The organism is [Lactobacillus] timonensis (genome assembly GCF_900240275.1).
GTDB lineage: Bacteria > Bacillota > Bacilli > Lactobacillales > Lactobacillaceae > Limosilactobacillus > Limosilactobacillus timonensis.
This window is the reverse complement of record NZ_LT964761.1, coordinates 576,072-590,149: the sequence shown is the minus strand read 5'-3', so window position 1 is coordinate 590,149 and position 14,078 is coordinate 576,072. Positions and strand designations below refer to the sequence as shown.

Annotated in this window: 13 protein-coding genes; 5 read left to right on the top strand and 8 right to left on the bottom strand. The window is 51.3% G+C overall.

The features are described from left to right. Window positions 1–53: 53 nt before the first annotated feature. Window positions 54–908 carry an SAM-dependent methyltransferase gene (locus C1710_RS02840; RefSeq protein WP_102279814.1) on the bottom strand — a complete coding sequence of 285 codons (855 nt, stop codon included), beginning with the start codon at window positions 906–908 and terminating at the stop codon, window positions 54–56. Window positions 909–910: 2 nt separating this feature from the next. Next, window positions 911–1,327 carry a helix-turn-helix domain-containing protein gene (locus C1710_RS02835; RefSeq protein WP_102279812.1) on the bottom strand — a complete coding sequence of 139 codons (417 nt, stop codon included), beginning with the start codon at window positions 1,325–1,327 and terminating at the stop codon, window positions 911–913. Between the two features lie 87 nt (window positions 1,328–1,414). Here C1710_RS02835 and C1710_RS02830 point away from each other — a divergent pair, with 87 nt between their 5' ends. Then, window positions 1,415–2,371, top strand: coding sequence for an alpha/beta hydrolase (locus tag C1710_RS02830; protein WP_102279810.1), 957 nt, complete (start codon window positions 1,415–1,417; stop codon window positions 2,369–2,371). Window positions 2,372–2,424: 53 nt separating this feature from the next. Here the strand turns inward: C1710_RS02830 and C1710_RS02825 are convergent, their stop codons facing one another. Together C1710_RS02825 and C1710_RS02820 are read right to left on the bottom strand one after the other, a co-directional pair. Next, a complete protein-coding gene (locus C1710_RS02825; protein WP_102279807.1) occupies window positions 2,425–4,386 on the bottom strand; it encodes a cation:proton antiporter in 1,962 nt (653 codons plus the stop codon). Between the two features lie 117 nt (window positions 4,387–4,503). Beyond that, on the bottom strand, window positions 4,504–5,463 hold the full coding sequence (locus tag C1710_RS02820; protein WP_102279805.1) for a nucleoside hydrolase: 960 nt from the start codon (window positions 5,461–5,463) through the stop codon (window positions 4,504–4,506). Window positions 5,464–5,662: 199 nt separating this feature from the next. Here C1710_RS02820 and C1710_RS02815 point away from each other — a divergent pair, with 199 nt between their 5' ends. Further along, complete coding sequence (locus C1710_RS02815) at window positions 5,663–6,658, top strand: NAD(P)/FAD-dependent oxidoreductase (RefSeq protein WP_102279802.1); 996 nt, start codon at window positions 5,663–5,665, stop codon at window positions 6,656–6,658. A 14-nt stretch (window positions 6,659–6,672) separates the two neighbouring features. Continuing rightward, window positions 6,673–7,302: an NUDIX hydrolase gene (locus C1710_RS02810; RefSeq protein WP_102279799.1), complete on the top strand. Its 630-nt coding sequence runs from the start codon at window positions 6,673–6,675 to the stop codon at window positions 7,300–7,302. 52 nt (window positions 7,303–7,354) lie between these two features. Here C1710_RS02810 and C1710_RS02805 read toward each other — a convergent pair whose 3' ends face one another. From C1710_RS02805 to C1710_RS02795, 3 genes are all read right to left on the bottom strand, one after another. Further along, a complete protein-coding gene (locus C1710_RS02805) occupies window positions 7,355–7,819 on the bottom strand; it encodes a GNAT family N-acetyltransferase (RefSeq protein WP_180961285.1) in 465 nt (154 codons plus the stop codon). 78 nt (window positions 7,820–7,897) lie between these two features. Beyond that, window positions 7,898–10,030 carry an LTA synthase family protein gene (locus tag C1710_RS02800; protein ID WP_102279793.1) on the bottom strand — a complete coding sequence of 711 codons (2,133 nt, stop codon included), beginning with the start codon at window positions 10,028–10,030 and terminating at the stop codon, window positions 7,898–7,900. Window positions 10,031–10,222: 192 nt separating this feature from the next. Continuing rightward, window positions 10,223–10,477: a hypothetical protein gene (locus tag C1710_RS02795; protein ID WP_102279791.1), complete on the bottom strand. Its 255-nt coding sequence runs from the start codon at window positions 10,475–10,477 to the stop codon at window positions 10,223–10,225. 113 nt (window positions 10,478–10,590) lie between these two features. On the opposite strand from C1710_RS02795, the gene C1710_RS02790 reads away from it, so the two are divergent. After that, complete coding sequence (locus C1710_RS02790; RefSeq protein WP_102279789.1) at window positions 10,591–11,262, top strand: histidine phosphatase family protein; 672 nt, start codon at window positions 10,591–10,593, stop codon at window positions 11,260–11,262. 66 nt (window positions 11,263–11,328) lie between these two features. After that, window positions 11,329–12,867 (top strand): gluconokinase, encoded by a 1,539-nt coding sequence (locus tag C1710_RS02785; RefSeq protein WP_102279787.1) that lies wholly within the window; start codon window positions 11,329–11,331, stop codon window positions 12,865–12,867. On the opposite strand, the gene C1710_RS02780 is transcribed toward C1710_RS02785, so the two are convergent. Next, window positions 12,855–14,048 carry an MFS transporter gene (locus C1710_RS02780; protein ID WP_102279785.1) on the bottom strand — a complete coding sequence of 398 codons (1,194 nt, stop codon included), beginning with the start codon at window positions 14,046–14,048 and terminating at the stop codon, window positions 12,855–12,857. The genes C1710_RS02785 and C1710_RS02780 overlap by 13 nt on opposite strands. Window positions 14,049–14,078 lie beyond the last annotated feature (30 nt).

Sequence of the window (14,078 nt, the reverse complement as noted above, 5' to 3'; positions counted from 1 at the left end):
CAACCATTAGACCATGCCTTCTAATAATTGCAGAGTGCTGATATTACAAAAGCTTACTTAGCCAGATAAACTTGTTCATCAATTAAGTCGAACGATTGCAGACGGTGATTAACCTTGTCCAACCCGTTCTGGCTGAGGCGAGCTTCTCGCCAGAAATGCGCAGAATTAGTCGCCCCGTTTTTTTCGCCCACGACCAGCAGTTGCAAGTGGGGGAAGTCTTGACGGATCAACTGGAGAACCTGCCAGTCAATTTCGACCTTGTCAGGAGACCACGACATGATGACGAACTTGACCTCATTACCATACTTCTTGATGGCAGTCAGGGCATCGAGCTTTGCTACCGTTGTCACTGGGTGGCGGCCAGTCTGGTTTTCGTTGACCCAGGTCTTGCTATCAGTGGTGATTACTCGCTGACTGGCATTATGCTGGCGCAAGCCGCGCGAAATGTAGCCGTTGCCAGCCATGATTTCAAGAACCGGCTGGCCTGCCAGGTAGTCGCTCAAGGCAGCGATAAATGGCGCGCTGGTGTACGACCACATCCCATAGGTATCTTCGAGGTAGTCGCGGTAGTTACGCAGGAGGCGGTCAACTTCGGGGAGGGCGGCTGTGTACTGGTCCCACAGCCGGTCGCCAACCGGATCACCTGCCGGGTACTTACTAGCCAGCCGCTTGTAAATCCGGTCCTGAATATCGTCAGGTAGGAGCAGCTTGGGCAGTTGCTGGGGTAAGAGGCCATTGCTAATGAGGCGGTCGCTTTCCAGGACGTTGTTGATCAAAAACTTAACTTCCGGGATGTCCGTAAATAATTGCCCGTCCTTGGCTAGTTGCTCAATATAGGGGGCCTGTCGACTTTGCTGGTGGAGGTTTCTCAGTCGCTTTTTCAGTTGTTTTTTCTTCTGAAGCTTCATGATTAGTTATTGAAATGCAGGTTCAATTCGCCCTGGCGACCATAGAACTTATCGGTATCTTTCCGGTTTTCGCGGCCCTTCATGTAGCCGTCGATTAACTGGAAAATTTCGTAACGGTCTTCGCTGGTGAGGTTTTTGCCATTAAACGAAAGGTCCTTGCCGGAGAAAAAGAGCTTGCCTAAATCGTAGTCATCACGGTCCGACTTGCCAGTCAGGTAGTCGAGGCTAACGTCAAAGTATTCCGCGAGCTTGCGCGCCTCAATGTAGTTTGGCGTTCGGATACCGCGTTCCCAGTTACCAATCTGGGAGGCCGTGTTTGGTCGTTCACCCGGCCCTAAGTTTTCATTTAAGGCCGTTGCCAGTTCCTTGAGGGTAATTCTCTCGCCACGGCGCAGTGCCCGTAATCTTTCAGGAAACATGTCCTCACCTTCCTTATAATTATTATTTTACCATTTAATTAGACGTGTTAAAATATCAACCATTATGAAGTGAACGGGGTGTTGTGCATGAAGCAGGGGAAGAGGAAACACTTTTGGCGGAAATTATTTCTGTGGGTAGCGGCAATCTTGGTGGTCGCTGATCTTGGTGGTGCCGCCTACTTTTACCACGTGGCGATCGTTCGCAGCCCGAAAACCTTTATTAAAAACCGCCCAATCAGCAAGCGCGACCGGCTGTACCGTGAAGAAAAATGGTTCCAGGATGTTAAGAAACAGCACTGGACAATAATGGCAGCCAATGACCGCGACCAGCTAGTCGCCGATTACGTTCCGGCTGCCCAGCCAACCAACAAAACAGTGTTGATCTGTCACGGTTTTATGAATCGCAAGGAATCGATGGGTGCCTATGCCGCCATGTTCCACCAGCTGGGCTATAATGTTCTCCTACCTGATGCGCGAGCACACGGCCAAAGCGAGGGGCACCTGATTGGCTATGGCTGGCCCGAACGCCGTGATCAGCAACGTTGGATTAACCGGATTATCAAACACAATGGTCAGGACTCACGGATTGTGATGTTTGGGGTCAGCATGGGTGGGGCCACCACGATGATGACGAGCGGCACTAAACTACCTCACCAGGTCAAGGCCTTCATTGAAGACTGCGGGTACGATACCGTCATGAATGAAATCACCCACGAGGCCCGCGACCTCTATCACTTGCCAGTTGCTGTTGCCTGGCCACTGGAGAAGACGATGAGCGTCTACAACCGAATCCTCAATGGCTTTTACCTTGGCGAGGCTAGTGCCGTGGAGTCGCTCCACCACAACCACCGGCCGATGCTCTTTATCCACGGGGCCAAGGATACCTTTGTTCCGACCAGTATGGTTTACCAGAACTACCAGGCGACGCGGGGACCAAAAGAGCTCTGGGTGGTTAAGGGCGCCCAGCACGCTAAGTCTTTCCAGACTCAACCACAGCAGTACCGGCGACATATTCAGCAATTCTTAAATCGCTATGTTCACTAGAAATATAGTAAAGCCCGTTGCGCTCAAATTTTGAACGGTAACGGGCTTCTTTTCTATTCGATTGACTGCATGTAGACGAGTTCATCTGTGGAGATCTGCTTGTTTAAGGCGTTCGCCAAGTCACGGTTAATCGTACCGTTGGCTAGCTGCTTGCTGACATAGTTATGTTCTTCCCGGAACGAATCGAGAAAGAGCTTATTCAGTAAGTCGGTGTTGAGCTTATTTTGCCGGTTAAAGATCTGAATTCGGTTCGCATAAATCATTTTGATGTTATAAATCTCTTCCTGGTTCTTGCTGTTAGCCTGCTGATCAAGGTAGTCATCAACTGCCTGATTCACTTCCCTGACGATCATGCAAAAGGCGTCGCGGTTGTCAAGAATGTGTTTTTGTAATTGCTCAGCGGGAATTTGTTTTTGGATTTCTCGTCGCTTCCGGCGTCGTTGGAAGCCGTGCCAGATGAATGAGAAGTAGTTGCGCATTACATTACGCTGATTGTAAGCTAGCATCTTAGCGAAGAAGCGGCTATACAGTTCAGCTTGCTCATCATCGATTGCCTCCTCATCGTGAAGACGGTCAACGGTTGCTAATTCGATCTTTTGGGCACCATCGAGCAGCTCTTCGAATTCCCGGCGGTCGATGTGAACGTGTTCACGCAACTGGCTGCTGAGGTTGTTTTGGACGATGTTGGCCTCATTACTGTGGTCGTCATCAACACCCTTAAGGTAGTTGATTGCCGCGTAAACGCTGGCTACCAGGTGGTCATTGAAGTCCTGCTGTTCATAGCCCAGTTTCTTTTGTGGCAGCAGCATCGGGAAAAAGATCGTTCCGACAAGCAGGCTGACAAAGATCACCACCGTGGTGATTAAGATGTACTGGTTGCGGTAAGGAAGGGGACTGCCACTGATGGTCGCTGGCATGGAGAAGGCCATCGCCAGGGCAATTGTTCCGTGAACACCACCAATGGCTAACAGGAGGGCTTCTTTTCTGGCGGCACCAGGGTCGGAGCAAAGCTTGACAATGTCAGTGCGGGCCCACAAGTAGCGGAGAATAGTCATGGCTGCGTAAACGAGGGCAGCTATGATTAAGACCCTCATGAAGGAAGCTGCAGACACGCCCTTAAAGATGTTCGGCAATGTCACCCCAAGGAGAGCAAAGACCAGCCCGTTCAAAACATCGGTAATGAGGTGCCAGGTGCTGCGGCTGGAGATCTGCAGTTCCGATGAAGTCAAGTGGAGCCGTTCGTACCAGATACTGTGAGCAATGCCGGCCGCGACAACGGCGATGATCCCCGAAACATGAATTTCTTCGGCTGCCAGGTAAACCACGATTGGCGTTAGGAGGTTAATTGGCAGGTCAATATTAGAGATATCAGCGTGTTCCTGCAACATCCACAACCGCAGATTGACGATTAGCGCCCCGAGGAGGAGACCAACGATGATGCCGCCAAAGAAGACGTAGAGGAAAGTGGCAATCCCGTTGATGAAGGAGAAGTCACCACTAATTAGTGTCGCCACCGCTAGGTTAAAGAGGACCAGCCCGGAAGCGTCGTTAAAGAGCGATTCGTATTCCAGGACTTCGTTGACGTTCTCTGGCATGGACACCATGGTGGTTAGCGACTTAACTGCCACTGCGTCGGTCGGGGTAACGATCGCTGCCAGCATGAAAGCGGCTGGGAGCGAAAACTTATGCGGCATTCCCAGGTGTAAGCCGACACCAATAACGCCAACGGTGACGATGGCTAAGAGGATGGCCATCGACCAAATAGACCGCAGGTGGTAAGTCAGCTTGCGAATCGACTGCTTTTGCCCGTCGTTAAACAGGAGTGGACCGATGATCAGCATCATAAAGATCTCGGGATCCAGCTCAATATGACTAGTGTGAAATGGTGACAAAATCAGCAATGCGCCGGCCGCAATCTGGTACAAGGCCAGGGGTATTTTCGGGTACAGTGCGTGGATAATGTTGGCGCACAGGACGGCGATCAATAAATATAAAATAGTTGTTAGGTTTTCCATGGTATCCTCCGTTATCGCGTCACATTATACCTTATTTCGCGTGTTGGCGGCAATTATGCAGCAACATAAAAGCGCGGGGTGCAATCACCGCATCCCGCGTTTTCCTCTTAATGAAGACTAGTGCTGTTCAAACAGACCAGTCAGGTATTCCATGAACTGCTTGAGGTAACGGTCCTTATCAACGTTAACCGCAACGTTAACGTTCGGGTTCGGGTCGTTCAAGCGGCTGTTGTCACCGATAGTCCGGCCGTAGTTCTTTTCACCGTAATTAACCTTCATGTGGAGGGCAATGGTGGAAACGAATGATGGATCGAGGGCCACACCAACTGCCAGTGGGTCGTGCAGGGCACAACCATTCTTGTCGATGTCAAGGTTGTAGTAGGCATCAATGTAGAAGTCGGTAATGTCAGCGTAAGCTTTTCCGGCCTTGGTACCAAGGTTACGCCACTTTTGCGTTTCCTTCTTGGTCAGCAAGGTCCGCAGGGTAACGTCCAGGCCAACCATCGTCTGTGGCAAGTCACTGGATAAAACAGTGTTGGCAGCCTTAGCATCCTGGTTGATGTTGGCTTCGGCAACGTCAGTAACGTTACCTTCAACCGTCAGGGCACCACCCATGAAGGTGACATTGCCAATCAGGTGGGTGATTTCAGGGTCCTTTTCGATCGCAGCAGCCAGGTTGGTCATCGGACCAGTTGGCACGATGATCAGGTCCTTGCCGTACTTGTGAGCCGCTTCAATAAAGAAGTCCACCCCGGATTCAGTTTCCAACTGACGCTTTGGTTCTGGCAGGTCGACTTCCCCGATCCCGTTGTTACCGTGGATATCCTTTGAAACCTGCATAACGTCAAAGTGGTCGCTCGTACTTGAATGCGGAAGACCCTTGTAAACAGGAACCTGAGTTTGTCCCAGCAATTCCAGCAGCTTCAGGGCGTTCTTGGCACAGACGTCCAGGGTGTTGTTCCCGTATGATGAAACAATCCCGATTAAGTCGACATCTGGAGCAGCAGTAGCGTAGGCGATCGCCAGGGCGTCGTCCACACCAGTGTCGAGATCAAGAATCATTTTCTTCTTTGCCATATGTAATTGCCTCCAATTCGCAATGTCGTTGTTACAATATCCATGATAACCAATTGAAAGCGCAAACACAACTGTTTTACGTAAAACCTTTTAAAATATTTAATTTTGGTCATTGGCGGCCTTTTTACTACGAATTGTTCCAATCGCGATGATATAATTAACCATTATTGAAAATTAATGGAAGAGAGGGACACCTGAGATGCAGAAGAATTACGACGTGACGATCATCGGTGGGGGGCCAGTGGGAATGTTTGCTGCTTTTTACTGCGGACTGCACCAGCTATCTGCCCAGCTGGTGGAAAGTCTGCCGCAGCTCGGCGGGCAATTAACCGCCTTGTACCCGGAAAAGCAGATTTGGGATGTTGCCGGACTGCCGGGGATTACGGCGGCAAAGCTGGTTGACCAGCTTAAGCAGCAGCTCGCAATTGTGGACGTCGACCAGTTTACCGGTGAAAAGGTCACTGACGTCGTTGCCAACGCCGATGGAACTTTTACCATTCACTCGGCCAACCGCACTTCGCAAAGCAAGAGCGTGGTCATTGCCCTTGGCAACGGAGCGTTTCATCCCCGTCAGCTGCGGTTAGCAGGGGCCGAGGATCTAACGGATCAACAAGTTCATTACTTTGTCCGTCATAAGGCTGATTTTAAAGGCCAGCGGGTTGCCGTGCTCGGTGGTGGTAATTCGGCACTCGACAATGCCAAGATGCTGGCAGAGGTCGCCGAACAGGTCACCCTCATCCACCGCCGCGACCAGTTCCGTGGGCACGAGTTAGTGGCCGACCAGCTGCGGGCAATGGATGGCGTTGACATGATGACGCCATTTTTACCGCGCAACCTGGAGGTCAATGATGACCAGTCACTGACCCTCTCGCTAAAGAAGATGCGCAGCGATGAGGAACGGCAACTGACGGTGGATAAATTGGTGGTCAATTATGGCTTTACTTCTAATAACGATGCCCTGAGTAATTGGTCATTGCAGTTAGCCAGTGACCACCACCAGATTAAGGTTGACCAGCAGATGGCGACCAACGTGCCTGGCGTGTACGCGATCGGGGATGCGGTCACCTATCCGGGGCGGACGGCGTTGATTGCCACCGGCTTTGGCGAGGCGCCAATTGCCGTCGCTGCGTTGGCTAAGCGTCTTTACCCGGAGAAGTCGATGGCGATTCACAGTAGTTCGTTGAAGATTAACTAGTTAGGAGGCAAGCAATGGATTCATCACGGGATACAGTTATTGAGTGGGCCATTCGACTGCAAAGCATTGCCCAAAATGGGCTCGCATATTGTTCAAATAAGTATGACCGACAACGTTATGAGGAGTTGCGAAACCTTGCTGCCGAAATGATGGCAGAGAAAAGTAGCGTTTCTCTTCAAAAAGTGAAAGATTTATTCTGTTGTGAGAAGGGCTACCAAACACCGAAAATAGATACCAGAGCAGCGATTGTTAAAAATCAGCGGATTTTATTAGTTGAGCAGGATGGGAAGTGGTCGTTACCAGGTGGTTGGGCTGAAGTAAATCTCTCTGTTGCGGAAAACTGTCTCAAAGAAAACAAAGAAGAAACCGGCTTGGACACGGTGGTGGATAAAGTGGTGGCGCTTCAAGAGTATAATTTGCATAATCAGCCACCGCTCAGCCCGTTCGGGATTTGCAAAATCTTTTTTCTTTGTCATGCAATCGCCGGGCAATTCCATCAGAACATCGAGACACAGGGTTATGATTATTTTTCTTTTGACCAAGTGAGCCGGTTAAACTTGAATACTAGACGTAGTACCCTTGAACAAATTAACATGTGCTTTGCTGCTGCCAAGGACCCTTACTGGTCGACCAAGTGGGATTGATCATGGCAAAACATAACGGGAGACACGTAAACGTGCCTCCCGTTTTCTGCTACTAAATGTCACAGCTGAGTTTAATCATGTCCTTTAGTTGGATGCCGTGTTCGTACAACGGCAATCGATAATTGCGGATGAAAAAGTCGCGGTCAACGTCAACAACGCGGAAACCACACTTTTGGTAGAGGAGGAGGGGTTCAACACTCGTGGAACCCGTTCCGACGACCAGGGAGGTCGCACCATGCAAGCGGGCATACCGCTTGGCAAACTTGACGAGGGCCATCCCGTAGCCGTGGTGTTGGAACTGCGGGTCAATGGAGAGGTTCTTAATCTCGACCGTTTGTTTATCCTGGGGCGTTAAGAGAATGACACCAACTAGCTCGTCATCAACGCGTAATTCGAATGGCGAACACCGCGGCAGGTACTGTCTGACAAGCTTTTCGTCTGGGTCGGCATTTAAGTAAAGCTTGAGGTGTTGTGGGGTCATCTGACCAGTGGGGATAATCATAATGTCGTTGTTCATAATGCGCCTCCCAAGCATTTTCTTTTTTCCATTCTACTACACAAAAGGGCGTGCCAGCCATCGGCGCGCCCCTTGTCGTTAGTTTTTCGAATTGTCCGGGTTGGTAATCTTAATCCGGTTGGAATCCGTTGATTTGTGGTTCTTTTCTGGAGCGTCGGTTGAATAATCATTGACCGTGCTCTGGTTGTTGTTCCGGCTAAAGATGCTGGTCGACTTCTTACCCAGTTTCCGCTCGATTCGTTTCTCCCGTTTTAGTCCGTTGGCGTAGTTGTAGTCAGCCGGGTCAACGGCTTTGAAGCCTTTCGGGTGGTAGAACCGTAGCAGGTTTTTCTGGTTCAGTGAGTCAGACAGGCGCAACTCCTTGTTGACAAGGTGAGCATCATCGGCGACCCGCTTCTTCTGCTTCTTGGTCAACTTAGCTTCCTTGCCGGTAGCGTTATCGTAAATCGTCCCGTTAATACTTGTGTATTTCGGCGTAACGAAGTCTTCGTTGCGGAAGGCTACTACCTGGTCGTGCTGCTTGGAGAAGAGGTCGGTCCCAAACTGGATATAGCGTTTGGAGCTGATTCCTAGCAGGTGTAAGAGGGTTGGCAAAACGTCGATTTCACCACCATAGACGTGGGAAATGTAGCCATGGTTGCCAGCATTGGGGATGACAAACATCATCGGCACCCGCTGCAGCTGGGCGTTGTCAAAGTCGGTCCAGTCGTCCGATGACTTGCCCATTACCGGTGCCAGGTACTTGTTTTCCGTGTTGGAAATCCCGTAGTGGTCCCCGTAGATCATGATTATCGAGTTGTTGTAAACCCCGGTCTTCTTTAAGTAGTTAAAGAATTCTTGCAGTGACTGGTCGAGGTAGTGGGCGGTGACAAAGTAGTTATCGACGGTCGAATCACCAGTATCCGTGGTCTGGAAGTTCGGGTCCTTATCCTCGTCATCGAGGTCGAACGGGAAGTGATTCGTCACCGTCAGGTACTTGACGTAGAACGGCTGCTGGAGGTTTTGCAGGTAGTTGATTGAGTTATCAAAGAGCAGCTTATCCTTCAAGCCGTAGCCCATCGCCTTGTCGCCGGAAGTGTCAAAGTAGCTGGCGTCAAAGAAGTACTGGTAGCCGAGGTTCTTGTAGACGTTGTTCCGGTTCCAGAAGCTGGCCACGTTGCCGTGGAAAACGGCGCTGGTGTAGCCAGCCCGCTGTTTCAGGATTGCTGGTGCACCCTGAAAGGTGTTGTCGGCGCCGAGCGTCGCAAATAACGATCCCTGTGGCAGACCAAAGGTACTAGTTTCCAACATATTTTCGGCATCAGAGGTCTTCCCCTGGCCAACCTGGTGGAAGAAGTTATCAAAGGCGTACGTTTCGTTGCTGTGGTAAAGCGAGTTTAAGAACGGCGTCACTTCTTGACCGTTGACCTTTTTGTCGATGATGAACTGCTGGAAACTTTCCAGGTGAATGATGATGACGTTGCGGCCCTTGGCAATTCCGTACATTTTCTTGTTTGGTGCAGCATAGTGCTTTTCCGTAAAGCGGTGGACAGCGTCGAGTTGCGACCGGGTTGCGCTTTTCCGCATGTTGTGGATGTGCTGGGACTTGACCAAGTCGTAGCCGGTAAAGAAGTCGATCCCCATGTACTTGACGATGTAAGTCCGGTCAAATGTCCGGTCTAACAGTTGCGGGCGACTCATTTCAGCAAACGTCAGGTTTAACCCGCAGATGACCAGTGACACGGAGGTGAAGGCGAAGGCCAAGCGGGAGCCAATTGCCCGCGGGTCGATACGGATTTTTTTAAACAACATCAGGAGCAGGATAACGACCAAATCCGTCCAGTAGAGGAGGTCATGAACGTTAGTCAGGGCTAATGAAGACCCCGATAGCCCCTGGTTAACCTTGGAATAACCGGTCATCGTGGCGATGGTCATGAAGTCGGTGAATTCCCGGAAGTAAATGACGTTGAGGTATAACAAGAGGGTGTTGAGCCCGTCAATCAACAAAATTACCGGATAGAAGAACCGTGATTTCTTGAAGTAAAAGGCAATCCCAAACAGCAACATCGTCGTTCCCAACGGGTTGAACAATAAGATGATGTACTGCCACAGGGTCGTCGCTCCTAGTTTAAAGTCGGTAAAGTAGGCTAAGAGTGTTTTTAGCCAAAAAAAGACTACCAGGAGAGTGAAGAACCCAATCCTCGTGTTTACGAATTTACTGAGTCTTTTCATTGAGACAATGAACCTCGTTTATCTAAATTCTAGTGTTTTGTTAGTGTGGTCGCCGTGTTGACTCGGCAACCTGGCAATATTTCATATCATTTTAGCACAATCGCCCAGGACATTAAATTTTTGGTCCGCGTGAATTAAAACTGGCTCCAGACCCAGTGGGTGGAGCCAGTCAAAAAGATTAACGTGTAGTAATTATTCAATTGCGGTGGCTGGTGTTTTCAGCCAGTCAAAACGGAAAAAGTGCTTCAGCTTCGTGTTGACCGGGATCCAGATGCCTTCGCGCCAAATATCTTTGAGGGACGCAATCATCAATTGGTCATGCTGGTTATTTCTGGTCAGGGGGATTCTGATGTAGCGGCCACGATCGGTGACAACGGTGACCCACTTACTAGACATGCCGACAATCTTCGCTGCGACAACGTTCTGGTTTTCTGATCTGAGAGCCATTAGCAAAGCCCCTTTCTATTATTCAAACACTAGCTTAATCTTAACGTTAGTTTATGAAGAAGTTGTGCTGAAACTGTCATTTACCGGTAAAATAAGGGGGAGGAGGAAAACAAATGGCAAAATTAAATCTGTATTTGGTCCGACACGGTCAAACCTATTTCAATATTTACAACAAACTGCAGGGGTGGAGTAACTCACCGCTGACCGCCAAGGGAAAAGAAAACGCGGTCCACGCTGGTGAGATGCTACAAAAGGTTCACTTTGCAGCGGCTTTTTGCAGCGATACGACACGGGCGCAGGAAACAATCAGCAAGATCCTCGAATTAAACCAGGCGGATTCGGTCAAGGAGGCCGTTTACTCGCCATTTTTCCGGGAAGAATTTTACGGGGTCTTCGAGGGGACAAACATGGATCTGGCATGGAACATGGCCGGGTTGCCACACGGTTACTCGTCATTTAAAGAGATCGTCAAGGCCCACTCGATTGGGGTTGCCAAGGATTACCTCCACGACGCGGACCCCTTCCATCAGGCAGAAAATAACGAGATGTATTGGCAGCGGGTTAATAAGGGGCTGGCGTTGATCAAGCACGCTGACTTGCATGACGGCGACAACGTTTTGTGGGTTACCCACGGCAACACCCTGTTGAGCCTGGCGGAACGGTTTGGTCACGGCAAGTACGATGTGACTGAGCGACCGGCAAATGGTAGCTTGACCAAGCTGTCAATGGACGGTGATCAGGTTGAGATTGTGGCCTACAACCAGACGGAACTACCGGCTGATTAATCAGGGTCGTACACTAGCGCCAATTTCGGTATAATTAACGAAATTTACGCAGAAAGGAAATCGTCAATGAGTTATTATCTCGGTGTTGATGTTGGAACGACCACGACGCGGGCCATCGTTTATGACCAAAATGCCCGTAAAATCCAGGAGGCCAGCCAGACCTACCCCCTGTACCGGCAGGCCGACGGAATGGCCGAACAAGAACCGCAACAGCTAGTCGACGCGGTGATAGATGTTATTAACCAGGCGGTCGACGCTGCGGGAGTTTCCCAAAGTGATTTAACCGCGGTTGGCTTTTCCAGTTCTAACCAGAGCGTGATTTTGCTAGATAAGCGTTACCAACCACTAAGTCGGGTGATCACCTGGGCCGACACCCGGGCCGCCCGGGTGGCTAAACGGGTGCAGCAGTCATTAACGGCCCAGCCGCTTTACTCGCGGACGGGGACCCCGGTCCACCCGATGTCGCCCTTGATCAAGCTGATGTGGCTTCAGGAAGAACACCCGGCTTTGATGACGAAGGCCGCGCATATTGGTGATGTTAAGTCCTTCCTCTTTAACCAGTTATTCGGTTGTTTTAAGGTGGACATTTCGATTGCCAGTTCGACGGGGATGTTCAACATTACCAAGTCGGAGTGGGACAGCGAGGCGTTGAAGATGGCCAAAATCAGCGCGGACCAGCTGCCACAGGTAGTTAACGCCACCGCCCAGCAAGTTGGCCTGTTACCAGCGATGGCAAGCCGGCTGCACCTACCCGCTAACATCCCCTTTATCTTCGGGGCCTATGACGGCGCAATGACCAACATAGGAGTCGGCGCAACGGCTGAAGATACCGTCGCCATTACCATCGGCTCTTCTGCCGGGGTGCGGGTAATCACCGACCACCCGGTCATTGACCCTGAGCAACGGCTATTCTGCTACTGCCTGGACGAGGGCAAGTGGGTAGTTGGTGGCCCCTTAAACAACGGTGGTGCGGTCTTTGACTGGGCCGTTCGCCACATGGTCGATACCAATGCTGTCCGTAATAGTGGTGGTGACCAGTTTGGCGTTGCCAACAGTGTCATCGCCGAAACGCCAGTTGGGGCCCACGGCTTGATTTTCCACCCCTTCCTCGGTGGCGAGCGGGCACCGCTGTGGGATGCTAACGCCCGGGGGAGTTTCTCCGGCCTGACGCCACTCCATACCAGGGCCGATATGCTCCGGTCGGTGATGGAGGGCATTACGATGAACATCGCAACTGTTTTCCAGGTCCTGTGCGAACTGGTTGGCCGGCCAAAGAGCGTCACGGCGACGGGCGGCTTTTCGCGGTCACTCGTGTGGCGGCAGATGCTAGCCGACGTGTTAAATACCAAGGTGAAAGTTCCCCAGCATTTCGCAGCGGCAACCCTGGGGGTAGCAGCAATGGCAATGAAGAGTACCGGACTCATTGATAAAGCGGCGACGGTGGCTAACCACGACATGACGGTGGAAGAATACCAGCCGCAAGTTGCGGCAGTCGATATCTACCAGCAGGTTTTGCCGATCTTCACCCAACTGGAAGGGTTCTTAGCACCATCTTACCAGTCACTGGCGGCGCTGCAGGAGCGGTTAAGCCACTACCAGGAATAGCGATGGCTAACTAGGTAAATAATCACGGCAATGATGACGAGGACTCCACCGTACAGGGCAAACGGTGAGGCAAGCCCGGAGCCACTCAGCGGTTGGCCTATGAGCTGGTTTGCCCAGGCACCAATGGTTGGTGAAAAGAAGGCGCCGAGGTTAAAGCCAACGAGGCAGATGGCAGTCGCCGTTGTTTGCCGGTTAGCTGGCGCGAGGGTCGGTAGGAGGTTGAAGACCAACGGTGACAGTAGCTGGTAAGGAAAACCGATCAGCAGGAGCCCGGCAACCGCAAAGAAAAAGTGGTGACTAGCCAGGCTAAAGAAAAAGTTAGCGAGCGCCATTAAGCCCAAGCCGAGGTAGACGGTCGCGAAGCCGAGCCGGTCGTAAAGCCAGCCGTAGCAGAGGCCACCAATTGTTGCGCCGCCGAGCATCATCGCCAGGAACAGCGGGACACGGTGGCTGGCCTGAAACGCTGCCGCAAGGGAAGCAAAACGGTTTTCCATCCCGACATAATCGATAACGAGAAGAAAGGCCAGGAATGCTAACAAAAAGACGGCGGGACTGATTTTTTGCGGGGCAGCGAGGACTTCCTGGTCGGCAGTCTGGTGACGCAGCGGCTCCTGATGCTGGTGGTCGTCCGGCACCTTGAAGGCAAAGAAAAAGAGGATGGCCAGCGCTAGCAAGTAGACAGCAAACGGGGCGTGCCAGCCAAAGCTGAAGAAGAGCAGTGAGGCTAGCCACACCGTCAACGCCTGGCCAATTTGTTCGGCGGCCGCGTGCCAGCCAATCATCATTGCCTGCTCGCTACCGCAGTACCAGTGAGTAAGAATGGAAATGGCCTGTGAATTGTAAAGGCCGATGCCGGCACCCAGGACTAGCCGAGAACTGATGATCAGCGGGTAGCTAGCAGTGAAGAGCGGGACTGCCCCGGCCAAACCGAGCAGGCTGACGCCGACCATGATCATCTGCTTATCTGAACAATGAAACCAGTTCTGCAATAACGGCGATAAAACGACCATCACCATGACGGCAATGGACGGGGTCGTCACCAGGTATTCGGCTTGCTGCTGGCTGAGGTTTAAGGCGGCCTTGAGTTGTGGTAATGCCCCCTGAATTGCGTAGGCGCTGGTGAGAACCAGTGACACTGAGAGGAAGGCTATTTTCGTCGTTGCATGGTGTGGATTATGCATCTTCAGTTCTCCTTGCAGGGAATTTTTAAT